The organism is Brucella sp. TWI559, from assembly GCF_039674265.1.
GTDB classification, from domain to species: Bacteria; Pseudomonadota; Alphaproteobacteria; order Rhizobiales; family Rhizobiaceae; genus Brucella; species Brucella chromiisoli.
Window position 1 is genome coordinate 156,628 of sequence record NZ_JBDJNE010000008.1, and the last position, 26,440, is coordinate 183,067.

Consider the following 26,440-nt stretch of genomic DNA (forward strand, 5'->3'; position numbering starts at 1 on the left):
AGATGATCAAGAAAATCCTCATTGCCAATCGCGGCGAAATTGCCTGCCGGGTTATCAAAACCGCAAAGAAAATGGGCATTGCCACGGTTGCCGTCTATTCCGACGCTGACCGCAATGCGCTGCATGTCAAAATGGCCGACGAGGCCGTGCATATCGGACCAGCGCCCTCAAACCAGTCCTATATCGTGATCGATAAGATTCTGGCAGCAATCAAAGAAACGGGGGCCGACGCCGTCCATCCCGGCTATGGCTTCCTGTCGGAAAACCCGCGCTTTGCAGAGGCACTTAAAGCCGCCAATGTCACCTTCATAGGCCCTCCGGTAAACGCCATTGAGGCCATGGGCGACAAGATCACCTCAAAAAAGCTCGCATCCGAGGCTGGGGTCTCCACCGTTCCCGGCCATATGGGGCTCATCGAAGACGCAGAAGAAGCGGTTCGTATTTCAACATCTATCGGCTATCCGGTGATGATAAAGGCGTCCGCCGGTGGCGGCGGCAAGGGAATGCGCATCGCATGGAATGATGATGAAGCGCGCGAAGGTTTCCAGCTCTCACGCAACGAAGCAAAATCTTCTTTCGGTGATGATCGCATCTTCATTGAGAAATTCGTCACCCAACCGCGCCATATCGAAATTCAGGTTCTTGGCGATCAACACGGCAATGTCATCTATCTGGGCGAACGCGAATGCTCCATTCAGCGCCGCAATCAGAAAGTGATCGAAGAAGCGCCCTCACCGTTTCTTGATGAAGCCACCCGCAAAGCTATGGGTGAACAGGCCGTAGCCCTCGCCAAGGCTGTTGGCTATTATTCCGCAGGCACGGTTGAATTCATCGTCGATGGCGAGCGCAATTTCTATTTCCTTGAGATGAACACGCGCTTGCAGGTCGAGCATCCGGTGACAGAACTGATCACCGGCATTGATCTGGTTGACGAAATGATCCGCGTTGCATCGGGCGAAAAGCTTCGCATCACACAGGCCGATGTCAAGCTCAACGGCTGGGCCATCGAAAGCCGCCTTTATGCAGAAGACCCCTATCGCAACTTCCTGCCTTCGATTGGCAGGCTGACGCGCTATCGTCCGCCTGTCGAAGGCAAAACCGCAAGTGGCGCAATCATCCGCAACGATACGGGCGTCTTTGAGGGTGGCGAAATTTCGATGTATTATGACCCCATGATTGCAAAACTTTGCAGCTGGGGCGCTGATCGCACCAGTGCAATTGATGCCATGAGCAATGCGCTGGATGCTTTTGAAGTGGAAGGCATTGGCCACAACCTGCCCTTCTTGTCAGCGGTTATGGAGCATCCGCGGTTTCGCGCTGGCGCGCTGACCACGGCCTTTATTGCCGAGGAATATCCAGACGGCTTTGCTGGCGTTTCCGTATCGGAAGAAGATGCGCATGTACTGGCCGCTGTTGCTGCACAGATCAATATGGCGGTCGAACAACGCAACAGCCAGATTTCAGGCCGTTTATCGTCACAGGCACAATCTGTGGCAACCGAATGGGTCGTAACGCTTGGTGACTTCAGCTTGACCTTGAGGATCGCTGAGGGCGAAGGTGGGACAACAATCTACTTTGCTGACGCTCGCAGCTTACCGGTCGCCAGCGACTGGCATCCGGGCAATCAGCTTGGCTCTTTCACGGTTGACGGCAGATCCGTCGCCGTCAAGGTTCTGCGCTCCGGCACAGGCTGGCGTCTGCGCTGGCGGGGCATTGATGTGATCGCCCATGTGCGCAAGCCGCGGGTTGCAGAATTGGCAAAGCTGATGCCAGTCAAACTGCCGCCGGATACGTCCAAGATGCTGCTCTGCCCGATGCCCGGCGTTATCACCTCGGTTCTTGTCAAAGACGGTGATACAGTCGAGGCAGGCCAGCCATTGGCAACGGTTGAAGCCATGAAGATGGAAAACGTGCTGCGTGCTGAACGTCGCGCCACCGTCAAACGGATTGCGGCAGAAGAAGGCGCAAGCCTTGCCGTTGATGAACTCATTATGGAATTCGAGTGAGCACCAATATGAGCGAGCGCCCCACAAAACAGGATTGGTCGAAGCTGGCCGAAAAGGAACTGAAGCGGCCAGCCGATAGCCTCGTCTGGCATACGCCGGAAGGCATTGATGTGAAGCCGCTTTATACGGCTGACGATCTTAATGGAATCTGCCACCTTGATTCGCTTCCCGGTTTTGAGCCATTCCTGCGCGGTCCGCGTGCGACCATGTATGCGGGGCGTCCCTGGACCATCCGCCAATATGCCGGCTTCTCCACAGCCGAAGAGTCCAACAACTTCTACCGCAAGGCACTGGCCGCTGGCCAGCAAGGCGTATCGGTCGCCTTCGACCTTGCCACCCATCGCGGTTATGATAGCGATCACCCACGCGTAGAAGGCGATGTCGGCAAGGCGGGCGTGGCAATTGACTCCGTCGAGGACATGAAAATCCTTTTCGACGGCATACCACTCGAAAAAGTCTCCGTTTCCATGACCATGAATGGCGCCGTGATCCCGATCCTCGCCAATTTCATTGTGGCTGGCGAGGAGCAAGGCGTGTCGCGCGATCTGCTATCCGGCACCATTCAGAATGATATTCTGAAAGAATTTATGGTCCGCAATACCTATATCTATCCGCCAGAACCATCCATGCGGATTATTGCAGATATTATTGCTTATACCGCAGCCGAAATGCCGAAATTCAATTCGATTTCCATTTCCGGCTACCACATGCAGGAAGCGGGCGCCACGCTGGTGCAGGAACTGGCTTTCACATTGGCCGATGGGCGCGAATATGTCCGTGCGGCACTCAATAAAGGCCTGAATGTTGATGAATTTGCGGGGCGACTGTCATTCTTCTTCGCCATCGGCATGAACTTCTTCATGGAGATTGCCAAGCTCAGAGCAGCCCGGCTGCTCTGGACACGCATCATGAAGGAATTCGATCCGAAAAAGCCCGGCTCGCTGATGCTGCGCACCCATTGCCAGACATCGGGCGTCTCATTGCAGGAGCAAGACCCGTATAACAATATCGTCCGCACAGCTTTTGAAGCCATGTCGGCAGCCCTTGGCGGCACACAATCGCTGCACACCAATTCTTTTGACGAAGCCATCGCTTTGCCAACTGAATTCTCCGCCCGCATCGCGCGAAACACGCAGCTTATTCTGCAAAATGAAACAGGTGTTACTAAAGTCGTCGATCCGCTGGCAGGCTCTTATTACATCGAAAGCCTGACCAATGAACTTGCAGAAAAAGCATGGGCGCTGATCGAAGAAGTCGAAAGCCTTGGCGGCATGACCAAAGCCGTCGAAAGCGGTCTGCCAAAACGTCTGATCGAAGAAGCAGCCACCCGCAGACAGGCAGCGGTCGATAAGGGCGAAGAGGTAATCGTTGGTGTCAACAAGTTCCGTCTGGAGCAGGAAGACAGCATCGACATTCTCGAAATCGATAATACTGCGGTCAGAAAATCGCAGATCGACCGTTTGAACCGCATCAAACAAACGCGCGATAAAGCCAAAGTTGAGGCAGCGCTTGCCGAGTTGGAAAAGGTCGCAACAACCGGTGAAGGCAACATTCTGGCCGCCGCCGTTGAAGCATCGCGCGCGCGCGCAACGGTCGGCGAAATATCCGATGCAATGCGCCATGCCTTTGGCGACCACGCGGCAGTGCCGAAGGTCGTAAAACACGTCTACGGCAAGGCTTATGAGAACGAGCCTGAGTTCCAGACGCTTGTTGAACGCCTTGAAGAATTCTCAAAGCATACCGGCGAAAAACCTCGCATCATGGTGGCAAAGCTCGGTCAGGATGGACATGACCGCGGCGCAAAAATCATCGCGTCTGCCTTTGACGATATTGGCTTTGAAGTGCTTGCCGGACCGCTATTCCAGACGCCGGACGAAGCCGCCGATATGGCGATCAAGGCTAAAGTGCATGTGCTCGGCGTATCTTCCCTTGCGGCCGGACACAAAACCCTGCTGCCGCAGCTTGTCGATACACTTCGCAAAAAAGGTGCAGAAAACATTATCGTTGTCTGTGGCGGAGTCGTGCCGCGCCAGGACTACCAATATTTGTTTGACCATGGTGTCTCGGCGGTCTTCGGCCCCGGAACGAATGTTCTTGATTGCGCGCGCGCAGTGCTCGACCTGATGGAAGGAAAACGCAGAAATCTATAACGATTTCATGTGTTTGAGATAATCATCGGACTCATTTTATGAGACACTTAAAGCACCGGGGCAATGTGCCCCGGACTTACACTATTGCGGCAACGTGCCCCGAGCTTATGATTTGGGGTCCGCCGATGCTGGTATCGCAGAGCTTGTGACTGAAACCGGATCGCTTGCCGGGAAGCTGTCTTCCAAGCCTTCATCCAACTGACGCTCCAGCTCTGCGCGATCACCGGATCTGCGCGCGCTGGGGCGCGTGAGCAGATTTTGCGGCTCAATTCCACATTCAACACATGCAATGTTAAAAGCCTCACCCAGTTTAAGCGCTGCGAGGCGCGTCACCTCATCGCGGCTGAGTTCCGCATCGGTCTCATTTTCAACTTTGACAGAAACGCGTTCCTCACCTTGTGTGACGAACTCAACCAAATAGACCTTGAAACCACCAAGCGAACTAATTCGTGTTTCAACAATATCCATCGCGTGAACCTCTTTACCATCTCCAAAGATAATAAACGACAGCGCAACGCGTTGGTTCCAACGCCATAGGCCGCACCCTTTTCTCATGCGATCACCGACCTATATGCAAACAGGATAAGCAAACGGAAGGAGATTTTCATGGCTATCACACGCAAGGAAGAAGCCCGTGCGTTGAACGCGGAAGAACGAGAGCTGGTTGAAAAATCGCATCATCCACTTCTTCAGGATGTCCCCGACTCTGAGCTTACTCAACTGGCAAAACTGTTGCGTGATCGTCGCAGCAAGGCGCGCGATCAGGCGCACCAGCGCCGCCGCGAAATGCGCGGAAAAGCAGCAGCACGTGGCGCTTCGGCGTCGAAGGCAGATGAAGGCTCGCATCTGAAGGTTTCCGTTCTGGCTATGGCCATGCGCCGCATCAATGCGGAAATTGATCGCCGCCGCAGCATGTCAGCCAGCAACAATCTGGTTGAAAACGCTCAAAAAGCACTAGCAACCAAGAAAGCAAATGAGAAAAACGAGCCAGCCTTCAACACCCGCCACGCACGTCATGGCATGCGCAACATCCCCAATGAGAAAGCCGACAGTCTCGTCCGCCCTATGGAACGTGGGCGCCTGAAAAAGGCCGCCAGTGTGGCGCAAGCAAAGCGCGATTCCAAACAAAAAGCGGCTGGATAAGCCCAACATTATCTGCAATACCCGGAAAAATTTTCCGGGTATTTTAATAAAATCAATAGGTTGAATTACATTCCTGAATCTTCGAATGAGAGCATTCTTGTTGCTCAGGAAAACTGCAACCCGAAGCCCTGCATCAATCGGCGAATGGCATAATCGGGTTTCTGCGATGTAAAGACCGCCAGATCGTCGTGATGATACAGTTCGTCATCAATATGTCTTGGCGGCAACAGCGATAAAGTACGACGCGCAATGGCTTCGGCAGGATCAAGCCAGTCGACCGGCCATGGCGCCAGCCTGCGAAACACATTGGCGAGAAATGGGTAATGCGTGCAGGCCAGCACAACAATATCCGTGCGGTTTCCATCCTTCTCGACAAAACACGGCGTGATCTGCTCAACCACCAGCGCTTCATCAATCTGCTCACCGCGAATATGCGCCTCGGCAATGCTTGCAAGGCGATCCGCGCCAACTAGGCGCACATGGCATTGCGTTGCAAATGACTGGATCAGATCGCGCGTATAGGCACGCTTGACTGTACCCGGCGTTGCAAGAACTGACACAAGCCCCGACGAGGTGCGCTCAGCAGCAGGCTTGATAGCGGGAACGGTGCCAACAAACGGCACTAAAGGATAAGCGCGACGCAGATCGTCAAGCACCAGCGTCGAAGCCGTGTTACAGGCGATCACCGCGATTTCAGGGTCATGCTCAGTGATAAACTGACCGAAGAGTTCGACAATGCGCAAGCGCAACGCTTCTTCTTCCCAATCGCCGTAAGGAAAACCGGCATCGTCTGCGATATAAATAAATCGCCGATCCGGCATCATCACTCGCGCCTCGCGCAAAACTGTCAGCCCGCCGATACCACTGTCAAAGACCAAAATTGGTCTTTCTGTCGCGGTTGAAGACTTGCCGGAAAGCTCTGCTGCAGGCGGGTGTTTCATTCAGCCTTGTCCTCTTTTGCGGGTTTGCGTGCACGACCTTCCGGGGCACCAGAGCCGCGTGGCTTCTTGGGTGTGAAAGCATCAAGCGATGTGATGACGCCGCGCAAAAGCTTAAGTTCTGCCGATGCAAAACCTGCGCGAGTCAAAACAGAACGCAGATTATTGACCATTATTTCTTTCTTCGCCTCGGGACGGAAATAACCCCGAATATCAAGCGCCTCTTCCAGATGATTGAAAAGACTCTGCAATTCCAGCTTCGGCGCAGCTTCCATTTCTGGCCCACGGAAAACCGTGTCCGTTTCGGTTGCAAGGCCAGATTTCATCCACTCGTAAGACATGAGCAGCACAGCCTGCGCAATATTAAGCGATGCAAAAGCCGGATTAACCGGAAATGTCACCAGCTCATCAGCAAGACCAACTTCCTCATTGCTGAGACCAAAGCGCTCACGCCCGAAAAGAATGCCGATCTTCTCACCACGCACAAAACGACGACGCAACTCATTGTTTGCTTCCACAGGGCTACGCACCTGCTTGAAACCATCACGTTCACGCGCGGTGGTCGCATAGACAAAGTTGAGATCGGCAATCGCCGAAGGCAGATCATCATAAACAACCGCATTGTCGATGATATGATCGGCCTTGCTTGCCGCAGCACGCGCTTTTTCACTTGGAAATTCCTCGCGCGGCTGCACCAATCGCAGTTCCGCGAGGCCAAAATTTGCCATGGCACGCGCCACCATGCCGATATTTTCCGGCAATTGCGGATTAACCAGAATGATGGCTGGTCCTTCCGTGATCATTGGGCGCTGCTTGTCTGTTCCTGCCATGATATTTTCCGCTTATTCCTTAAAATCGTGGCGCTTCCCTGACATAAATGACAGAGAATCGCAAAGATTCCCCTTACATTCGATATCGAAAAACACGTGTAGTAGCGGAATAACACCAGCTCTGCGCCCATCCATGTCAGACTGCCCTGACCGACATCGACGTTACAGGGAGGAAAATCATGTCCGGCAAAAAAATTCTCATGATCTGCGGCGACTTCTGTGAAGACTACGAAACAATGGTTCCGTTTCAGACGCTGCTCGCGGTTGGTCACAAGGTTCATGCCGTATGTCCCGGAAAGAAAGCGGGAGACGCCATAGCGACCGCTATTCACGATTTTGAAGGCCATCAGACATACACCGAAAAACCCGGCCACAATTTCACGCTCAATGCAACATTTGCCGATGTTAAGGCTGAAAACTATGATGCGCTTGTTATTCCCGGCGGTCGCGGGCCGGAATATCTGCGCCTTGATGACAAGGTCATCGCAATCGTCAGAAATTTCTTTGAAGCAGACAAACCAGTCGCCGCCGTTTGCCATGGCGCGCAGCTTCTCGCCGCAGCGCGCGTTCTTGATGGGCGCACCTGCTCGGCCTATCCGGCCTGCCGCCCGGAAGTTGAGCTGGCTGGCGGCACTTATGCCGATATTCCTGTCGATGAGGCGGTCACGGACGGCAATCTGGTGACAGCACCTGCATGGCCTGCCCATCCGGCGTGGCTTTCGCAATTCCTTGCTGTGCTCGGCACCAAAATCACGCATGGTTAGACGCAAGCATTAGCTTTCATCCTGCACCGCATTTCGATAAAAATGCCAAATCAGAGCCTTTCCGCAAATTCTGTCGGAAAGGCTTTCTTGCAATGACATGGAAGGCCAGATGAAAACTGCCAGATCCCTTGCTCTCTCGTTAGCCATCAGCATGAGCGCCATTTTTGCAGGCGCATCAAATATCGCCCATGCGCAGGATGCGGCTGAAGCAGAGGTGGCCGTTACATCAGAGCAATATCCGGCTCCCTCGCCGGAAACATTCGGCCAAACACAATTTGTCTTGTCGGGCAATCCGATTGTTCCTCCGCGCGATTACAGTAAAGGAACCATGCTTCCATCGAAAAACGACTATTCGTCCAATGAAAGCGGACGCATCTATGATATTGTTTTTGTTGGTTTAGAAGCCGATAAAATGCAGTTTGAAATCAGAGGCTACTCGATTGACAGTCTGGAATTTCCAGCATCAGGCCAGACGGTAGAATTTCCCGCTGATCAGCAAAAAGTGGAAATCCGCGATCTCACATTGAACATTGATGAGGCAACCGCCGGAAGCATCACTTATAGCGTTCAACCCCTGAACTAAGTTGCAGGCGGAGGCAAACTGCGCGACACTATCCCGGGACATATTTTGGGAGGAAATCATGTGCAGATTGTTCATCGGGGCTGACGCGTTACTCTGGCAAAGTGTAACCCGCTCGCTGCGTATTGACGGGGTGGTCACAAGTGTCAGACTGGAGAACTTTTTCTGGTCAGCGCTGGAAGAGATTGCCGGACGTGACGAGATGTCAGTCAGCCGTCTCCTGGGCAAACTCTATGAAGAATCGCGCACGGAAGGTCACGATCTTGATAATTTCGCATCGTTTCTTCGGGTTTGCTGCGGACGCTATCTGGCACTTCAGGTCAATGACCTTGTGCCGATAGACAAATCAACTGCAATCTCGACATTGGACGCAGACGCTATTTTGTTGCGCGAACAGCAAACTTATCGTGATCAGCGCTCAGAATGGCGAAAGTCTGCCCATCACGCCGCCTGAAAATGTGCCTATAGGCCAAAGAATGAGTCTCTGACGCTTTGCCTTCGCGTTGACCGATGCTATACGAGCGCGACGCATTCAATGAGAGGCATTATCAATGGCAAAAATCAAGGTTGCAAACCCGGTCGTTGAACTCGACGGCGATGAGATGACACGCATCATCTGGCAGTTCATCAAGGACAAGCTGATCCATCCATACCTCGACATCGATCTGAAATATTACGATCTGTCGGTAGAGCACCGCGATGCGACCAACGATCAGGTTACCATTGATGCTGCAAACGCCATCAAGGAACACGGCGTTGGCGTAAAATGCGCAACCATCACGCCGGATGAAGCCCGCGTTGAAGAATTCAAGCTCAAGAAGATGTGGAAGTCGCCAAACGGCACCATCCGTAACATCCTCGGCGGCGTTATCTTCCGCGAACCAATCATCTGCAAGAACGTCCCTCGCCTGGTTCCAGGCTGGACACAACCAATCATCGTTGGCCGTCACGCTTTTGGTGACCAGTACCGCGCGACCGACTTCAAGTTCCCGGGCAAGGGCACGCTGTCGATCAAGTTTGTCGGTGAAGATGGCGAAACCATCGAGCACGAAGTCTATCAGGCACCGAGCGCTGGCGTGGCAATGGCCATGTACAACCTCGACGAATCGATTCGTGAATTTGCACGCGCTTCGCTGAACTATGGCCTGCAGCGCAATTATCCGGTCTATCTCTCGACCAAGAACACCATTCTCAAGGCCTATGACGGTCGCTTCAAGGACATCTTCGAAGAAGTCTATCAGACTGAATTCGCTGAAAAGTTCAAGGAAGCAAAGATCTGGTACGAACATCGCCTGATCGACGACATGGTTGCCTCGGCTCTCAAGTGGTCCGGCGGTTATGTCTGGGCTTGCAAGAACTATGACGGCGATGTGCAGTCCGACATCGTGGCACAGGGCTTTGGCTCGCTCGGCCTGATGACCTCGGTTCTGATGACGCCGGATGGCAAGACTGTTGAAGCAGAAGCTGCACACGGCACCGTGACCCGTCACTATCGTCAGCACCAGAAGGGCGAAGAAACTTCGACCAACTCGATCGCTTCGATCTTTGCATGGACCCGCGGCCTCGCACATCGTGCAAAGCTCGACAACAATGCCGAGCTGAAGCGCTTTGCTGATACCCTGGAAAAGGTCTGCGTGGACACCGTTGAAAGCGGCTACATGACCAAGGATCTGGCCCTGCTTATCGGCCCAGATCAGCCTTGGCTCTCGACCACCGGCTTCCTCGACAAAATCGACGAAAATCTTCAGAAGGCAATGGCTGCTTAAGCCATCCTATTGAACAAAAAACGGCGGGATTTTCCCGCCGTTTTTTGTTTACCGCTCACTATTCGGCATCGTCCATGGGATCGTTCACCGCTCTACGGCCTTCACAACACAACAAATTGAGTGATGAGAAAAATCAGAGCTGAAAAGCTTTGGTAAAAGCTTGCGCGCCAGCGGGGGAAAAGGCAATCACACGCCCCGCTTCGCGGCGTGCCCAGCCTTTATCGATGAAGGTTTTCAGAAGTGCAGCACCCAGTGCGCCACCCAAATGATTGCGTCTTTCACTCCAGTCGAGACAATGACGACAAAGCGGTCGTTTGCCTTTTTGCAGCGCATCGACATCAATCCCCATGCATGAAAAGAATGATTTTCCCTCATCGGTCAGCAGAGGCTCACTGGCATGATCAATCAAACCAAGTTTATAAGACGCATCAAGCATTTCCACGCCGCGCTCACCCGCCAGATGATCATAGCAAATACGCGCTTTTCGCAGTGCGTGGTCTTTAGGACCAGTGCGAACACGCACGGCACCAGTGCGTTGGGCAAGCCCCATCAAACCTTCGAGCACCTGTGCTACGTCCGGGCCTGATAGCCTGAAATAACGGTGCCTGCCCTGCTTCTCAGCCACAAGCAAATTCGCGGCATCAAGCTTGGATAGATGCCCGCTGGCTGTCTGAAGTGTCACGCCCGCAGCAGCAGCAAGTTCGCTTACCGTCAAAGCACGGCCGTCCATCAGCGCGGTGAGCATGTTTGCGCGTGCCGGATCGCCCAACAGGGCTGCAACAGAAGCTATGATAGGCCCGTCTTTCATACTTCGATGCTAACCGAAGCATGGATGAAGTTCAATGCGCTAAAACGTCTCCAGCAAATCACCAATTTCAGGAGATAAGAATGATTACCTGCTTTATACGCTATCAAATTGATCCGTTCAAAGCCGAGGCTTTTGCGGAATATGCACGCAATTGGGGACAGGCAAGCCCACGTTGCGGTGCCAATCTGATTGGCTATTTCGGCCCGCATGAAGGCTCCACCACAACAGCTTATGGTGTTTATTCAATCGAAGACCTTGCTGCCTATGAAAAGTTTCGCGCACGTCTGGCTGCTGATCCAATCGGCCGAGCGAATTATGAATTTGCAAAACGCGAACAATTTATCCGGTGTGAAGAGCGCATATTTCTCAAACTGCAATCCGCTCCGCATGCGGAGTTCATCAAGCCATGATCGCTGTTATTTTTGAAGTCTGGCCAGCAAATGATGAGAGGCGCGAGCAGTATCTCGATATTGCCGCAAGCCTGCGCGCTGATCTTGCGCAAATCGACGGTTTTATATCGATTGAACGTTTTCAAAGTCTGGTTGAGCCAGAAAAGCTGCTGTCCCTTTCCTTCTGGCGGGATGAAGAGGCAGTCAAACAATGGCGCAATCTACCCACCCATCGCATCGCACAGGCAAAAGGGCGCGGCGGTGTTTTTGAAAACTATCGCCTGCGCGTTGCCGATGTGGCACGGGATTATAGCCTTAGTGAGCGCGATGAAGCGCCCGTCGATAGTCGTAGAGCGCATGCAGCATAAAGAAAGGCCGGGAAATCCCGGCCTTTTCATTCTTATACGCAATTTATCAAATAATCAGCGCTTTCACTGCAACGATGGCATCGTTTGCCTTGGTGCCATCGGAGCCACCGGCCTGTGCCATATCCGGGCGACCGCCGCCGCCTGCGCCACCAAGAGCAGCCGATGCAGCACGAACAAGATCAACCGCGCTAAAACGACCAACTAAATCTTCAGTGACAGCAGCAACTGCGCTTGCCTTGCCATCTTCACCAACACCAATAAAAAGAACGATGCCGGAGCCAACCTGTTTCTTGCCTTCATCAGCCAGCGGCTTGAGATCGCGTGGCGAAACGCCGGTCACAACCTTACCAAGGAAGTTGACGCCATTGACGGTTTCAACAGCACTGCCACCATCCGAAGAGCCGCCGCTCAACGCAAGCTGTCGGCGCGCATCTGCAAGTTCACGTTCCAGCTTCTTGCGTTCGTCAACCAGTGCGTTGACACGCTCCAGTGCTTCAGACGGTGTCGTTTTCAGTGCACCAGCAATGGCTTTGACGCGCTCATCCTGTTCTTCAAGGTAAAGGCGAGCCGCCTCACCCGTCAGCGCTTCCATGCGGCGAACACCGGCAGCAACGCCGCTGTCAGAGAGAATGCGCACAAGGCCGATATCGCCGGTCTGGCGCACATGCGTGCCACCGCAAAGCTCAACAGAGTAAGCCTTGCCAGCCTTTTCACCATGCTTGGCCGTGCCCATCGAAACAACACGCACTTCATCGCCATATTTTTCGCCAAACAGCGCCATCGCACCTTCTGCAATCGCATCGTCTACGGCCATCAAGCGCGTTGAAACCGGCGCATTTTGCAGGATGATCTCATTGGCGAGATTTTCAACAGCGGTCAATTCTTCTGCCGAAATCGGCTTTGGATGCGAGAAGTCGAAACGCAGGCGATCAGGCGCAACAAGCGAACCCTTCTGCGCAACGTGGGTCCCAAGGGTTTCGCGCAGCGCTTCATGCAACAGATGTGTTGCCGAATGGTTGGAACGGATACGCGTGCGACGCTCGGAATCCACCTTCAGCTCAACGGCTTCACCGACCTTTGCCGAACCGCTGGTCACTTCGCCTGTATGTACGAAGACACCTTCGCCCTTTTTCTGCGTATCCTTGATGGTGATGACAAAGCCTTCACCCGAGATTGTTCCGGTATCACCCTGCTGGCCACCGGATTCGCCGTAGAAAGGCGTCTGGTTGACCACGACGGACACGGTTTCACCCTCAGATGCCGATGCCACTTCTGTACCATCGCGCACAAGTGCCGTGATGACACCTTCCGCACTTTCGGTTTCATAGCCGAGGAATTCGGTCGCGCCGACCTTATCCTTAATGCCGAACCAGATGGTTTCGGTTGCAGCTTCGCCCGAACCCATCCAATTGGCGCGTGCTTCGGCCTTCTGGCGTTCCATGGCAACATTAAAGCCATCAGTGTCAACCGTCACACCGCGCTGCCGCAAAGCATCCTGCGTCAGATCAAGCGGGAAACCATAGGTGTCGTAAAGCTTGAATGCAGTTTCGCCATCAAGTCGATCGCCCTCAACCAGATTTTCCGAAGCATCGGAAAGCAGGCCAAGCCCGCGCTCCAGGGTCTTGCGGAAACGGGTTTCTTCCAGCTTGAGTGTTTCTGAAATCAGCGCTTCTGCACGGATGAGTTCCGGATAAGCCTGCCCCATTTCGCGGATCAGGGCTGGCAGCAAACGCCACATCAATGGCTGGCTCGCCCCAAGAAGCTGCGCATGACGCATCGCGCGACGCATGATGCGACGCAGCACATAACCGCGACCTTCGTTCGATGGCAGCACGCCATCGGCAATCAGGAAGCTCGATGCACGCAGATGATCAGCAATGACGCGGTGGCTGGCGCGGAAATCGCCTTCAGCCTTGACGCCTGTTGCTTCTTCCGAAGCGCGGATCAGCGCTTTAAAGAGATCAATATCGTAATTGTCATGCACCCCCTGAAGGACAGCAGCAACACGTTCCAGCCCCATGCCAGTATCAATCGACGGACGCGGCAGATCAATGCGTTGGTCAGGCGTAACCTGTTCAAACTGCATGAAAACGAGATTCCAGATTTCGATGAAGCGGTCACCGTCTTCGTCAGCCGATCCGGGAGGTCCGCCCCAGATATGATCGCCGTGGTCGTAGAAAATTTCCGAACACGGACCGCATGGGCCAGTATCCCCCATCGCCCAAAAATTATCACTTGTGGCAATGCGAATAATACGATCGTCGGAAAGGCCCGCGATCTTCTTCCAGAAATTCGCAGCATCATCATCCGTGTGATAAACGGTGACGAGCAGCTTGTCCTTATTAAGGCCGAATTCCTTGGTGATCAGGTTCCAGGCATGGCTGATCGCTTCTTCCTTGAAGTAATCGCCAAAGGAAAAATTGCCGAGCATTTCAAAGAAAGTGTGGTGGCGAGCGGTGTAGCCTACATTATCAAGATCATTATGCTTTCCGCCTGCGCGCACGCATTTCTGCGACGTTGTCGCGCGGCTGTAAGGACGGTGCTCAAGACCGGTGAAAACATTCTTGAACTGCACCATGCCCGCATTGGTAAACATGAGCGTTGGATCATTGCGCGGCACCAATGGACTTGATGAAACAACCTCGTGTCCGTTCTTACGGAAGTAATCGAGAAACGTAGATCTTATCTCGTTGACGCCAGCCATAATTCACCCTTGGGCTTCTTCCACCCTGCACGGACGCACCCCTCAAAGAAGCACATCGATTATCTTTTCTCCACCCGCAATGCGGCGACAGACTTCGGCACTTAAGCCGCTGCGTTCCGTACTGCCCGACAAGGAACATGGAGTTTCGGTTGACTGCTTTTAACGGCGCACTGCTTTTCTGTCCAGATAAGCAGAGTGCGCTATAAAAGCAATTTCGCGTGGAAGCGAAGAAAACGGCAACTATGCAACAGTATCGAATATAAAAAGCAAACGCCCCACACTCTCGTGCAGGGCGTTTTCTGTTTCATCTCTATAAGACGCCTAAGCTTCGGCTACATCCGGGCCATCGTCAGCTTCCGGACCGCCGTCTTCAAGAAACTTCTCGGCAATCAGACCGGCGTTCTGGCGGAGTGTCGTTTCAATCTCGCGTGCGGTATCGGGATTGTCTTTGAGATACTGCTTGGCGTTTTCACGGCCCTGCCCCAGACGCTGGGAATTATAAGAGAACCAAGCACCAGACTTCTCGACAACACCGGCTTTAACACCAAGATCAACCAATTCGCCCATCTTGGAAACGCCGGCACCATACATAATATCAAACTCAACCTGTTTGAACGGAGGTGCAAGCTTGTTCTTGACCACCTTCACGCGTGTCTGGTTACCAACAACCTCATCGCGTTCCTTGATCGAACCGATACGGCGAATATCAAGGCGAACAGAGGCGTAGAACTTGAGCGCATTACCGCCGGTCGTCGTTTCAGGCGAGCCAAACATAACGCCAATCTTCATGCGAATCTGGTTGATGAAGATGACCATGCAGTTCGACCGCGAGATCGATGCCGTCAGCTTGCGCAGCGCCTGACTCATCAGACGAGCCTGAAGACCCGGCAGAGAATCACCCATTTCGCCTTCGATTTCAGCGCGCGGTGTCAAAGCTGCAACCGAGTCGACCACCAGAACATCAATCGCACCCGAACGCACCAACGTATCGGTAATTTCAAGCGCCTGTTCTCCGGTGTCGGGCTGCGAGATCAGAAGGTTTTCAAGGTCAACGCCAAGCTTGCGGGCATAGACCGGATCAAGTGCATGTTCCGCATCCACGAATGCGCAAATGCCACCCTTCTTCTGCGCTTCCGCAATCGTATGCAGTGCAAGCGTCGTCTTACCAGAACTTTCTGGACCATAAATTTCAACAATACGCCCTTTGGGCAGACCGCCGACGCCCAGGGCTATATCGAGAGAAAGCGAACCGGTTGGCACCGTCTCAATATCGACGACATCGTTCTGACCAAGCCGCATAATGGAGCCCTTGCCGAACGCGCGTTCAATTTGCGACAGTGCCGCATCGAGTGCTTTTGTCTTGTCCACTGATTTTTCCTCAACGAGTCGCAATGATTTCTGAGACATCTTACACTATCCTCTTGCCTCGCTAGAAGCCCATCGGGCTCATCGCCAATATCTATTTGTATCTGTTTTGTTCTCATTATGCAATACCACCAACCTATTGTTTTAATATGATTTTAATTTTTTGTTCTATTCATGTTCTAATTTATTAGAAAACAATAATTTACGTTAGCATCCACGGCTTAATTCCAAAAAATGCGCCTTTCGTGCCGCCGATTCGCGCATCATCTGCAAAAAAGCGCAACTCTCCTCGCGGAGAGCTGCGCCAAAACGGATGAATATCCGATTTTTCGTTTTTACTGACTGACGCCACGCAGTGGCGAAATCTGAATTTCCACACGACGATTCTGTGCTCGTCCTTGCGGCGTTGCATTGGAAGCAACCGGCTGGCTTGCACCATATCCGATAACAGCAAAACGGCGCGGATCAATGCCTTGGGAACCAAGATAACTCGCAACCGAAGCTGCACGACGTTGCGACAGACCCTGATTATAGCTCGCGCTGCCGGTCGAGTCGGTAAAGCCGTAAACATCCACAAGAGTCTGATTGAACTTGCGCAACACGATCGCGACAGAGTTCAGTGTTGGGTAGAACTGGCTCTTCACCTGATCCTGATCGGTATCGAAAGTGATAGCGGACGGCATATTCAGAATGATCTGATCACCATTACGCGTCACGGAAACGCCGGTACCCTGCAACTGATTGCGCAATTCCGATTCCTGGCGATCCATGTAGTTGCCGATAGCGCCGCCACCGAGCGCGCCAATACCCGCGCCGATGAGAACCGCATTACGCTGAGCACGGCTTGAGCCACCAACCATAAGACCACCGAGCGCTCCAACCGCCGCACCAATTGCAGCGCCGCCCGCGGTGTTCGACATCTTTTCCTGACCTGTATAGGGGTCGGTCGTGCAGCCTGCTAAAAATGTGGCGCAGATTAGGGCAATCCCAAGTTTCTTCAGCATAAAAAGGTCATCCTCAATGTTCGATTCGCCGCAAATGATAACTTCGATTACGGCTGGACGGTGACTTTAAAGAGTATTTCCAAGGATTCAAACAAAACAAGGAAGGCTCTGCAAAGGCGAGCCCGAAACTCGTATCAATTTGAAACGACGCTCGGAACGAATTTCAGGCACGAAGCCGAACTACCCCATGCGCCCGCAGGAGCGCAATTGCATCGTATAACGATTGGCCATGGTCTGCGCACGCTTTGCCCCATTCAACGCTGTTGAATTATTGCGCCACACACCGCGCGCATAGCCGCCATGACCCGAATGATAGGCCAGATAGAGGCTATAAGCATCATTCCGGCTTATACCGTTTCTTCGGCTGCTTTCATTATGATACCAGCCGACAAAATGAATGGCATCGCCAAAATTGCTGCGTGAAGCCGTCCAGCGGCCCGTTTCGCGCTTATATCGATCCCAGGTTCCATTCAGAGCCTGCGAATAGCCATAGGCACTTGATGCACGCTTCCATGGGATAAAACCAAGCAGCTTGGTGCGTGGTGGGCGCGCATAAGGGCGGAAACCCGATTCAGCATAGATCGTCGCCATGAGAACAGGAACGGGAACGCCATATTCACGCGAAGCACGCGTCGCGTCCTTCTGCCAATTGTTTATCCAGCCGTCGCGTTGATCAAAGACTGCGCATACATTGCCGGTCTGCCGGGGAGCAGTCGCGCAGCCACCGAGAATAACGAGCGCAACGAGCAAAAAAACGCGCGTCATAATGAAGCCCCTTGGAAATTAGAAATTTTGATAAATTTTAAACAATAAAGAGCGGCGGAGCTAAGCCATTGATTTAATTATAGTTACCACATCGTTTAGGGCCACATCTCAAAGTTGCTCAGCCATTGAAATTATTATGGAATCAATGGCTCAACCCGCATGTGAATTAAAGCTTCAGGTTGTATGTATTTCGGCTTTAGCGGCACCGATGAAGGCCGAATTGTGACACTGAAATTTTCGGGCAAATTCTTTGGCAAAGCCGCTCAGTTTCGCCCCCGGCGCTCGCCCCTCAACCGTGACCAATAATCCAAACGCTTGCGAATTTCCCGCTCAAAACCGCGTTCCGGCGGATCATAGAACACCTGACGGCCCATAGCTTCCGGGAAATAATCCTGCCCGGAAAAAGCGTCTGGCTGATCGTGGTCATAGGCATAGCCCTCGCCATAACCCTCATTCTTCATCAGCTTGGTCGGCGCATTGAGAATATGTTTGGGCGGCAGTAAAGAGCCGTTTTCCTTGGCTGCACGCATCGACGCTTTATAGGCCATATAGACAGCATTGGATTTAGGCGCCGTGGCCAAATAAACGCACGCTTGCGCCAAAGCCAGTTCGCCTTCCGGTGAGCCAAGATAATCATAGGCATCTTTTGCGGCGTTGCAGATAGCCAGTGCTTGCGGGTCGGCAAGCCCAATATCCTCGACCGCCATGCGAACCAGCCGACGCCCCAGATAAAGCGGGTCTTCGCCCGCATCAAACATGCGGCAAAGATAATAGAGTGCTGCATCAGGATCAGACCCGCGTACCGACTTATGCAAAGCAGAAATCAGATTGTAATGCCCATCCTGCCCTTTATCATAGACAGGCGCGCGGCGCTGAACCACATCCTGCAGCTTCTCGGCATCAAAAACCTCTTCAGGTCGGGCCGCACGCCACACCTCCTCGGCCAGTGTCAACGCAGCACGACCATCACCATCCGCCATGCGGATAAGACTTGCGCGTGCCTCTTCATCAAGCGGCAGCGGACGCTCTTCCTGTTCTTCAGCGCGCGCCAGAAGTGTTGCAATGCTCAATGCATCATGGGGATGAAACGTCAGCACCCTCGCCCGCGACAGCAAAGCGGCATTCAGTTCAAAAGAAGGATTTTCCGTCGTCGCCCCTATGAGAATGACGGTGCCATCCTCCATCACGGGTAGAAAACTATCCTGCTGCGCACGATTGAACCGATGAATCTCGTCTACAAACAACAAGGTTTGTCGGCCTGACATACGTCGGGCACGCGCTGATTCAAAAACTTTTTTAAGATCAGCAACCCCGGAAAAAATCGCAGAAATCTGCTCAAAAGCCAGTTCCGTTTCCCCGGCAAGCAACCGCGCAACCGTCGTCTTCCCTGTCCCCGGAGGCCCCCAGAAAATCATGGAGCCAAGCGTACCGGACGCAATCATGCGCGTAAGAACGCCTTCAGGCCCGGTAAGATGCTCCTGCCCGGTGACCTCTGCGAGATGGCGCGGTCGCAAACGATCGGCAAGCGGCCTGTTACGGTCAGCATTCGGATCAACCGCAGTGGAAAAAAGGTCGCTCATTTCGCTTTGCTCAATACCAGAAAAACAAATGTCGTTTCAGGCATAGTCCCGCCCGAAACGACATGCAACTTTAAATACTATATCTATCGTTCAGCGAACGAACTGGCGGATAAGCGCGCCATTACGCTCAACTTCAAGCCGCCATGCCAGACCGCGTCCATTGTTGAGGGCTGTGACAAGATCATTGATCGTACGGATCGGATTGCCGTTGATGCCGCGAATAATATCACGTTGGCGCAAACCAAGACGCGCTGCTTGAGAATTGGCAATGACATTCGTCACAATCACGCCGCGTGATCCTTCACGCAGACGCATCTTGGACGCCATCGCTGGCGTCAGTTCTTCAACAACCGCGCCTGCGAAGGGATTATCCCCTTTGATGGTCTGTTTCTGCTGCGGCTTTGCTTCCGGCTCCTTGGTGAGCTTCACCGGTATTTTGCGGTCCTTGCCATTGCGCGCAATGTCGAGTGTCACCGTATTTCCAATGCCAGCCGTCGAAAGACGATAACCGAGCACGTCAATATTGTCCGCGCGCACGCCCTGAACCGAGAGCACGACGTCACCCACGGCTAATCCCGCCTGCTCCGCCGGCCCGCCCTTATTAACCGCTGTCACCAACACACCGAACGACTTGTCCATGCCAAGACTTTCAGCAACATCCGGTGTGATATTTTGAAAGGTCGCGCCGATATATGGTCGTTCGAAGCTGGAGCTGCCACTGCGGGCTGCATCCACAACCGCACGCACCATATTCGAAGGGATTGCAAAGCCGATACCGACAGAACCGCCAGAGCGTGAATAAATCGCCGTGTTGATGCCAATCAAACGGCCGCGCATGTCAATCAATCCACCACCCGAATTGCCGGGGTTGATTGCGGCATCGGTCTGAATAAAGAAATCAAAATCCGAAACACCGACCTGCGTGCGGGACTGCGCCGAAACAATACCACTTGTCACCGTCTGTCCAACGCCAAACGGATTGCCGATCGCCAGAACCAGATCACCGACTTCAACGTCATCGGAATTTCCAAGAGCCACCACAGGGAATTTTTCGTTGGCCTCGATTTTCAATACAGCAAGGTCAGTTGTTTCGTCGCGAAGCAAGACTTTGCTTTCAAACTGACGGCCATCTGACAATGCAACCTTGATCTCGTCGGCGTCCTTGATGACGTGGTTATTTGTAACGACCAGACCCGAGCCATCAACGATCACCCCGGATCCGAGAGACTGCTCTGTCCTTGATCGACTGCCACCGCCAAACTGCTGCCCAAAAAACTGCTCGAAAAACGGATCACCTGCGAAGGGAGACTGCTGCTGTTGCACCTGACGGGCGGCATACACATTGACCACTGCGGGTGCTGTCTGTTTAACAAGCGGCGCAAAAGAAAGCTGCATATCGGCGCGGCTGAGTGGAATTTGCTTGCCCACAACCGCAGCGGAATTGTCCTGAGCAAATGACGGTAATGCCAACATGCTCATTGAAACAAGAACAACCCCCGTAATTCCATACCGCCGCAAACTCATTTGCACACTCCGTTTTCTTTTCCGACACCCGATTCCCAGGCTCGCAAGCAATATGGAGGCAACCAAGCCAAGTATAAAGGGCTGTATTGTGGCAACAGCATTACAGCTTTGTAATGCTCTGCCCAAAATATCTTTAAAAAACAAAAGGGCCGCTCGAGGCGGCCCTTTTTAAATGCTTCATCGCGTAGATTACGCAGCTTCTGCTTCTGCAGCAGCTTCGGCTTCAACGCGTGCGCGATCAGCCTTGCCCTTTGCATCGACATCGCGTTCAACGAATTCGACAACTGCCATCGGTGCATTGTCACCGGTGCGGAAGCCTGCCTTCATGATGCGGATGTAGCCGCCGTTACGGGTTGCGTAACGTGTAGCAAGTGTGTCGAACAGCTTAGCAACAAGCTGTACATCGCGAATGGCGGAAATCGCCTGACGACGTGCATGCAGGTCACCGCGCTTGCCGAGTGTGACAAGCTTTTCTACGATTGGACGGATTTCCTTAGCTTTAGGAAGCGTGGTCACAATCTGTTCATGCTCGATGAGCGAAGCCGCCATGTTGGCGAACATTGCCTTGCGATGCGAGGCAGTGCGGTTCAGCTTACGCTGTCCATTACCGTGGCGCATGGCCTTCTCCTTTAATTCGTAACGTACCGGGATATGCCGGTCTTAATATTGGTCTTCGTAGCGCTTGGCGAGATCTTCGATGTTTTCTGGTGGCCAGGCTGGGATTTCCATACCAAGATGGAGACCCATCGACGCCAGAACTTCCTTGATCTCGTTGAGCGACTTGCGGCCGAAATTCGGAGTCCGCAACATCTCGGCTTCCGTCTTCTGGATCAGATCGCCGATATAGACGATGTTGTCGTTCTTCAGGCAATTTGCCGAACGTACAGACAATTCGAGCTCGTCGACCTTCTTGAGCAGAGCCGGGTTGAAAGCGAGTTCCGCAACCTGTTCCTGCGGGGCTTCCTTCTGAGGCTCTTCGAAGTTAACGAAGACTGCGAGCTGGTCCTGAAGAATGCGTGCTGCGTAAGCAACAGCATCTTCACCGCTCACCGAACCATTGGTTTCGATATTGAGCGTCAGCTTGTCATAATCGAGAACCTGACCTTCACGGGTGTTCTCAATCTTGTACGATACCTTGCGGATCGGCGAATAAAGGCTATCAACCGGAATAAGACCGATTGGAGCATCTTCCGCACGATTACGGTCGGCTGGCACATAGCCCTTACCGGTGTTGACAGTGAATTCCATGCGGATTTCAGCGCCTTCATCCAGCGTGCAGATGACGTGTTCCGGGTTAAGGATCTCGACATCGCCAACAGTCTGAATGTCACCAGCCGTAACAACGCCCGGGCCTTCCTTGCGGACAACCATGCGCTTCGGGCCTTCGCCTTCCATACGGATGGCGATTTCCTTGACGTTCAGAACGATATCCGTGGTGTCTTCGCGGACGCCAGGGATAGAAGAGAATTCATGCAGCACGCCGTCAATCTGAACGGCGGTGACAGCAGCGCCGCGCAGCGACGACAGAAGCACGCGACGCAGTGCGTTACCGAGCGTCAAACCGAAACCGCGTTCCAGCGGCTCAGCAACAACGGTTGCATGAGTGCGTGAGCCGTTGGTGATAAAATCCACCTTGTTCGGCTTAATCAGTTCCTGCCAGTTTTTCTGGATCATGTGGTTTTCCTCTATCAACCGTCGCTACCATCCAATCGTAGCGATCTTGTGAAGAACCGCAGAGGAACCCCGAACAATAAAGCACGGGGTTCTTACAGCATATAAACGAAAATCAGACCCGGCGCTTCTTGCGCGGACGGCAACCATTGTGCGGGATCGGCGTAACATCGCGAATCGACGTAATAACGAAACCGGCAGCCTGAAGGGCGCGCAGTGCAGATTCACGGCCAGAACCCGGTCCGCAAACCTCGACTTCGAGGGAGCGCATGCCATGTTCCTGCGCCTTCTTGGCGCAATCTTCAGCAGCGATCTGTGCGGCAAACGGGGTCGACTTACGCGAACCCTTGAAACCCTGAGCACCCGCAGATGACCAGGCAATCGCATTACCCTGTGCATCCGTGATGGTGATCATGGTGTTGTTAAACGTCGAATTTACGTGGGCAACGCCCGACGAAATGTTTTTGCGTTCGCGACGGCGAATACGCTGGGCTTCCTTAGCCATGATAGTCCTCTCAAAACTCGATCTCGACACCGCCGTAGTTCCAGCGGCTACACCGGCCCTTTGAAAAGGACCAGCACCGAACCCACCCTTTTACAGGCAAGCCCGGCAGAACGATTGGTTCTGCCGAAAATTACTTCTTCTTACCTGCGATAGCCTTTGCAGGACCCTTACGGGTGCGTGCATTGGTATGCGTGCGCTGGCCACGAACTGGCAGCGAACGACGATGGCGCAGACCGCGATAGCAGCCAAGGTCCATCAGGCGCTTGATGTTCATCGAAACTTCACGACGCAGGTCACCTTCGACCCGGTAGTCAGCATCGATTGCTTCACGGATCTGAAGGACTTCAGCATCCGAAAGCTGATTTACGCGACGATCATCGGAAATGCCGACTTTCGTTACGATCTGACGAGCAAATTTTGGTCCAATCCCGTGAATGTACTGAAGCGCAATGATTACGCGCTTGTTCGTCGGGATGTTGACGCCAGCGATACGTGCCACGTCTGTTCTCCTTGAGTTACATAAAAATCCATCTGGATGATGCGATCAACCAGACAGCATTGTTTGACCGGTCCCGGCCTCTTACTATTTCCGCCAGAACCGACCATTCAAAACAAATTGAAGTGGCGCAGTCTTTGACGGAATCACCCGAAAAAGTCAACTCTTAACTGTCCGTAAAGCGGCCATAGCAGCGTTACAGACATTAAAAGCAACTTTCAGAAGCAATAAACGGACAGAAAAACATCAAATGATCTTCTGTCCGCAATTCCTATTCGTTCAAACGAGCCTTAGCCCGCATGCTTCACGCCGGAACGAGAATTCTCTCGATTTCGGCAGTAACGTCCTCTACCGGCGCCATGCCATTGAGCACGCGCAACTCACCAGTACCGGCATAATAGGCCGAAAGCGGTGACGTTTTTTCACGGTATTCAACGAGACGCTTGCGAAATGCTTCCGGGTTGTCATCAGAACGAACCTGACCACCCTTTGCAATCGTATCGGCAACACGGCTCTCCATCCGGCTGACCAATGCGTTCTCGTCCACTTTCAGCTCAATAACAGCATCAAGCTTGAGACCTTTATCGGTCAGCATTTCGCCAAGAGCCTGCGCCTGTGGAACAGTCCGCGGATAACCGTCAAGAATGAAACCATTTGCGCAATCCGGCGCATCAATACGCTCTGACACGATCTGGTTTACAATCTCATCGGAGACCAGCTGACCGGCATCCATGACAGCCTTGGCGCGTTTCCCGATTTCGCTTTGCTGAGCGACTGCTGCACGCAGCATATCGCCAGTCGAAAGCTGAGGTATTCCATGCTTCTTGGTAAGAAGTCCAGCCTGCGTCCCCTTACCTGCTCCGGGCGGCCCAAGAAGTATTAGTCTCATTTACTGCGTTTCCCACCTCTGAGTTTGGACTTCTTGATCAGCCCTTCATACTGATGGGCGACAAGATGTCCCTGAATTTGCGCAACCGTATCGAGCGTTACGCTGACCACGATCAGCAGCGAAGTACCACCAAGATAGAACGGTACACCGGTCGCGGAAATCAGAAATTCCGGCAGAAGACAGACAAGCACGATATAGATGGCGCCGACAACCGTAATGCGTGTCAACACATAGTCTATATACTCAGCCGTCCGTTCACCCGGACGAATGCCCGGAATAAAGCCGGAGTGCTTCTTCAGCTGGTCCGCAGTGTCCTTGGGATTGAACACAATGGCCGTATAAAAGAAGCAGAAGAATGCCATCAAACCGGCATAGAACAGCATGTAGAGCGGCTGACCATGACCGAGAGCATTGAGAATGGTTGTACCCCATGCCGGCATTTCAGCTGTGTTCGCAAAGCCGGCAACCGTTGCAGGCAGCAGCAGAAGCGAAGACGCGAAAATCGGAGGAATAACACCCGCAGTATTGAGCTTGAGTGGCAGATGCGATGTATCGCCCTGGAACATGCGATTGCCAACCTGACGCTTCGGATACTGGATCAGAAGACGGCGCTGGGCGCGTTCAACAAAAACGATGATTGCAATCAGCGCAACAGCCAGAACGATAACACCGAGGATCAACCCCGTGGACAGAGCGCCGGTGCGGCCCAGTTCCAGCGTACCGGAAATAGCATGCGGCAGGTTTGCGACAATACCCGCGAAGATGATGAGCGAAATGCCGTTACCGATGCCGCGCGCGGTGATCTGTTCACCAAGCCACATCAGGAACATCGTACCGCCAACAAGCGTGATGACCGACGAAACCAGGAACATTGGGCCGGGATTCGTAACGATGCCATTACCGGACTGCAAGCCAACCGAAATCGCATAAGCCTGCACGATTGCCAGAAGCACCGTACCGTAACGCGTATATTGATTGATAATCTTGCGGCCTGACTCGCCTTCCTTCTTGAGCGCTTCAAGCGTCGGGACAACCGACGTCATAAGCTGCACGATAATGGAGGCAGAAATATAAGGCATGATGCCGAGTGCGAAGATCGCCATACGGCCAACCGCGCCACCCGCAAACATATTGAAAAGTCCAAGCACACCCTGGCTATGCTGCTGGAATGCCTGCGCAAGCGCATCAGGATTGATGCCGGGTAGCGGAATATAAGTACCAAAACGGTACACCAACAAAGCGCCCAGTGTAAACCAGATGCGCTTCTTGAGTTCTTCAGCTTTCGAAAATGCCGAAAAATTAAGATTGGAAACTAGCTGTTCAGCAGCCGATGCCATAAAAATTTCTCCGGTGAAAAGTCTCCGGTCCCCTACTCCCATAGACACAAGTTTTACAACTCACGACCACTCGGACAAGAAGACCCTACCCAGATATGCGCATTGGCATAAATGTGCAAGCGGCGGCACCAAGGCCGCCGCTTTTTATTTTTATGTCGATGCTTTATTCAGCAGAAGCTTCAGGAAGCTTTACGCTACCGCCAGCCTTTTCGATCTTTTCGATCGCTGCCTTGGAAGCACCAGCAACCTCGAAAGCTACCTTTGCCTTCAATTCGCCGTCCGCAAGAACGCGAACACCGTCGAGAGCGCGACGAATCACGCCAGCAGCCTTAAGCGAATCGATGTTCACAACTGCCTTTGCGTCCAGCTTGCCCGCATCGATCGCAGCCTGAACACGGCCAAGCGATACAATGTTGAAGCTCTTCGCAAAGATGTTGGTGAAGCCACGCTTCGGCAGGCGACGGTAGATTGGCATCTGACCGCCTTCAAAGCCGTTGATCGCTACGCCTGAACGGGACTTCTGTCCCTTGACGCCGCGGCCAGCGGTCTTGCCGGTGCCCGAGCCGATACCACGGCCGACGCGCTTGCGCGCCTTAACTGAACCTGGCTTGTCACGCAGATCGTTGAGTTTCATGTCTCTATCCTCTGCGTTATCAGGCCTCGTCCACAACGCGGACGAGATGCTGAACCTTGGCAATCATGCCACGAACTGAAGGAGTATCCTCCAGTGTGCGGCGGCGGTGCATTTTGTTAAGTCCGAGTCCGATCAGCGTAGCACGCTGTTCGGCTGGACGACGGATAGGGCTTCCGATCTGTTCGACCGTAACCGTCTTACCCTTCTTCTCAGCCATCACTCAA

The 26,440-nt window shown here is 53.2% G+C and carries 27 protein-coding genes; 9 read left to right on the forward strand and 18 right to left on the reverse strand.

What is annotated here, in order from left to right; all coding sequences use genetic code 11:
- The first annotated feature begins 2 nt into the window (after positions 1-2).
- Positions 3-2,006, forward strand: a complete 2,004-nt coding sequence (locus ABE530_RS12235; RefSeq protein ID WP_499694698.1) for an acetyl-CoA carboxylase biotin carboxylase subunit — start codon at positions 3-5, stop codon at positions 2,004-2,006.
- A gap of 8 nt (positions 2,007-2,014) precedes the next feature.
- Complete coding sequence (gene scpA, locus ABE530_RS12240; protein ID WP_499694699.1) at positions 2,015-4,156, forward strand: methylmalonyl-CoA mutase; 2,142 nt, start codon at positions 2,015-2,017, stop codon at positions 4,154-4,156.
- A gap of 105 nt (positions 4,157-4,261) precedes the next feature.
- On the opposite strand, the gene ABE530_RS12245 is transcribed toward scpA, so the two are convergent.
- Positions 4,262-4,624 (reverse strand): hypothetical protein, encoded by a 363-nt coding sequence (locus tag ABE530_RS12245; RefSeq protein ID WP_265984741.1) that lies wholly within the window; start codon positions 4,622-4,624, stop codon positions 4,262-4,264.
- 138 nt (positions 4,625-4,762) lie between these two features.
- Here ABE530_RS12245 and ABE530_RS12250 point away from each other — a divergent pair, with 138 nt between their 5' ends.
- On the forward strand, positions 4,763-5,299 hold the full coding sequence (locus ABE530_RS12250; RefSeq protein WP_499694700.1) for a hypothetical protein: 537 nt from the start codon (positions 4,763-4,765) through the stop codon (positions 5,297-5,299).
- Positions 5,300-5,403: 104 nt separating this feature from the next.
- Here ABE530_RS12250 and murI read toward each other — a convergent pair whose 3' ends face one another.
- Together murI and ABE530_RS12260 are read right to left on the reverse strand one after the other, a co-directional pair.
- A complete protein-coding gene (gene murI, locus ABE530_RS12255) occupies positions 5,404-6,240 on the reverse strand; it encodes a glutamate racemase (protein ID WP_499694701.1) in 837 nt (278 codons plus the stop codon).
- Positions 6,237-7,067, reverse strand: coding sequence for an RNA methyltransferase (locus ABE530_RS12260; RefSeq protein ID WP_265984533.1), 831 nt, complete (start codon positions 7,065-7,067; stop codon positions 6,237-6,239). Before ABE530_RS12260 ends, murI begins: the two co-directional genes overlap by 4 nt.
- A 179-nt stretch (positions 7,068-7,246) precedes the next feature.
- On the opposite strand from ABE530_RS12260, the gene ABE530_RS12265 reads away from it, so the two are divergent.
- The 4 genes from ABE530_RS12265 (at position 7,247) to ABE530_RS12280 (ending at position 10,177) form a co-directional block, all read left to right on the forward strand.
- Positions 7,247-7,831: a DJ-1/PfpI family protein gene (locus ABE530_RS12265; RefSeq protein ID WP_499694702.1), complete on the forward strand. Its 585-nt coding sequence runs from the start codon at positions 7,247-7,249 to the stop codon at positions 7,829-7,831.
- Positions 7,832-7,928: 97 nt separating this feature from the next.
- Positions 7,929-8,414 carry a hypothetical protein gene (locus tag ABE530_RS12270; RefSeq protein ID WP_499694703.1) on the forward strand — a complete coding sequence of 162 codons (486 nt, stop codon included), beginning with the start codon at positions 7,929-7,931 and terminating at the stop codon, positions 8,412-8,414.
- A 58-nt stretch (positions 8,415-8,472) separates the two neighbouring features.
- Positions 8,473-8,865 (forward strand): ribbon-helix-helix domain-containing protein, encoded by a 393-nt coding sequence (locus ABE530_RS12275; RefSeq protein WP_499694704.1) that lies wholly within the window; start codon positions 8,473-8,475, stop codon positions 8,863-8,865.
- 97 nt (positions 8,866-8,962) lie between these two features.
- On the forward strand, positions 8,963-10,177 hold the full coding sequence (locus ABE530_RS12280; RefSeq protein ID WP_396997051.1) for an NADP-dependent isocitrate dehydrogenase: 1,215 nt from the start codon (positions 8,963-8,965) through the stop codon (positions 10,175-10,177).
- A gap of 133 nt (positions 10,178-10,310) precedes the next feature.
- Here ABE530_RS12280 and ABE530_RS12285 read toward each other — a convergent pair whose 3' ends face one another.
- On the reverse strand, positions 10,311-10,985 hold the full coding sequence (locus ABE530_RS12285) for an ArsR/SmtB family transcription factor (RefSeq protein ID WP_265984528.1): 675 nt from the start codon (positions 10,983-10,985) through the stop codon (positions 10,311-10,313).
- 80 nt (positions 10,986-11,065) lie between these two features.
- Between ABE530_RS12285 and ABE530_RS12290 the strand changes: the two genes are divergently transcribed.
- The gene (locus ABE530_RS12290) at positions 11,066-11,395 is read left to right on the forward strand and encodes an NIPSNAP family protein (protein ID WP_265984527.1); all 330 of its coding nucleotides are present in this window, start codon (positions 11,066-11,068) and stop codon (positions 11,393-11,395) included.
- Positions 11,392-11,742 carry an antibiotic biosynthesis monooxygenase family protein gene (locus ABE530_RS12295; RefSeq protein ID WP_265984526.1) on the forward strand — a complete coding sequence of 117 codons (351 nt, stop codon included), beginning with the start codon at positions 11,392-11,394 and terminating at the stop codon, positions 11,740-11,742. The genes ABE530_RS12290 and ABE530_RS12295 overlap by 4 nt, the downstream gene beginning before the upstream one ends.
- Before the next feature lie 46 nt (positions 11,743-11,788).
- Here the strand turns inward: ABE530_RS12295 and alaS are convergent, their stop codons facing one another.
- The 14 genes from alaS to rpmD form a co-directional block, all read right to left on the reverse strand.
- Positions 11,789-14,446 (reverse strand): alanine--tRNA ligase, encoded by a 2,658-nt coding sequence (gene alaS / locus ABE530_RS12300; protein WP_499694705.1) that lies wholly within the window; start codon positions 14,444-14,446, stop codon positions 11,789-11,791.
- Positions 14,447-14,767: 321 nt separating this feature from the next.
- Positions 14,768-15,853: a recombinase RecA gene (gene recA, locus ABE530_RS12305; protein ID WP_265984524.1), complete on the reverse strand. Its 1,086-nt coding sequence runs from the start codon at positions 15,851-15,853 to the stop codon at positions 14,768-14,770.
- 293 nt (positions 15,854-16,146) lie between these two features.
- Positions 16,147-16,815 (reverse strand): YiaD family glycine zipper/OmpA-like lipoprotein, encoded by a 669-nt coding sequence (locus tag ABE530_RS12310; protein WP_265984523.1) that lies wholly within the window; start codon positions 16,813-16,815, stop codon positions 16,147-16,149.
- Positions 16,816-16,995: 180 nt separating this feature from the next.
- The gene (locus ABE530_RS12315) at positions 16,996-17,580 is read right to left on the reverse strand and encodes a transglycosylase SLT domain-containing protein (RefSeq protein WP_499694706.1); all 585 of its coding nucleotides are present in this window, start codon (positions 17,578-17,580) and stop codon (positions 16,996-16,998) included.
- Positions 17,581-17,843: 263 nt separating this feature from the next.
- The gene (locus ABE530_RS12320; protein ID WP_499694707.1) at positions 17,844-19,160 is read right to left on the reverse strand and encodes a replication-associated recombination protein A; all 1,317 of its coding nucleotides are present in this window, start codon (positions 19,158-19,160) and stop codon (positions 17,844-17,846) included.
- 90 nt (positions 19,161-19,250) lie between these two features.
- On the reverse strand, positions 19,251-20,684 hold the full coding sequence (locus ABE530_RS12325) for a DegQ family serine endoprotease (RefSeq protein WP_499694708.1): 1,434 nt from the start codon (positions 20,682-20,684) through the stop codon (positions 19,251-19,253).
- 189 nt (positions 20,685-20,873) lie between these two features.
- Entirely contained in the window at positions 20,874-21,302 is a 429-nt protein-coding gene (rplQ, locus tag ABE530_RS12330) for a 50S ribosomal protein L17 (protein WP_095446804.1), read from the reverse strand.
- Between the two features lie 42 nt (positions 21,303-21,344).
- Positions 21,345-22,358: a DNA-directed RNA polymerase subunit alpha gene (locus ABE530_RS12335; protein WP_265984519.1), complete on the reverse strand. Its 1,014-nt coding sequence runs from the start codon at positions 22,356-22,358 to the stop codon at positions 21,345-21,347.
- A gap of 112 nt (positions 22,359-22,470) precedes the next feature.
- Positions 22,471-22,860 carry a 30S ribosomal protein S11 gene (gene rpsK / locus ABE530_RS12340; RefSeq protein WP_024897028.1) on the reverse strand — a complete coding sequence of 130 codons (390 nt, stop codon included), beginning with the start codon at positions 22,858-22,860 and terminating at the stop codon, positions 22,471-22,473.
- A 130-nt stretch (positions 22,861-22,990) separates the two neighbouring features.
- Complete coding sequence (rpsM, locus tag ABE530_RS12345) at positions 22,991-23,359, reverse strand: 30S ribosomal protein S13 (protein ID WP_187544612.1); 369 nt, start codon at positions 23,357-23,359, stop codon at positions 22,991-22,993.
- Between the two features lie 301 nt (positions 23,360-23,660).
- Positions 23,661-24,245: an adenylate kinase gene (locus ABE530_RS12350; protein WP_265984518.1), complete on the reverse strand. Its 585-nt coding sequence runs from the start codon at positions 24,243-24,245 to the stop codon at positions 23,661-23,663.
- Positions 24,242-25,582 (reverse strand): preprotein translocase subunit SecY, encoded by a 1,341-nt coding sequence (gene secY, locus ABE530_RS12355; RefSeq protein ID WP_265984517.1) that lies wholly within the window; start codon positions 25,580-25,582, stop codon positions 24,242-24,244. Before secY ends, ABE530_RS12350 begins: the two co-directional genes overlap by 4 nt.
- Before the next feature lie 163 nt (positions 25,583-25,745).
- Positions 25,746-26,216 carry a 50S ribosomal protein L15 gene (gene rplO, locus ABE530_RS12360; RefSeq protein ID WP_499694709.1) on the reverse strand — a complete coding sequence of 157 codons (471 nt, stop codon included), beginning with the start codon at positions 26,214-26,216 and terminating at the stop codon, positions 25,746-25,748.
- A 19-nt stretch (positions 26,217-26,235) separates the two neighbouring features.
- Positions 26,236-26,433 carry a 50S ribosomal protein L30 gene (gene rpmD, locus ABE530_RS12365; RefSeq protein WP_007875314.1) on the reverse strand — a complete coding sequence of 66 codons (198 nt, stop codon included), beginning with the start codon at positions 26,431-26,433 and terminating at the stop codon, positions 26,236-26,238.
- Positions 26,434-26,440 lie beyond the last annotated feature (7 nt).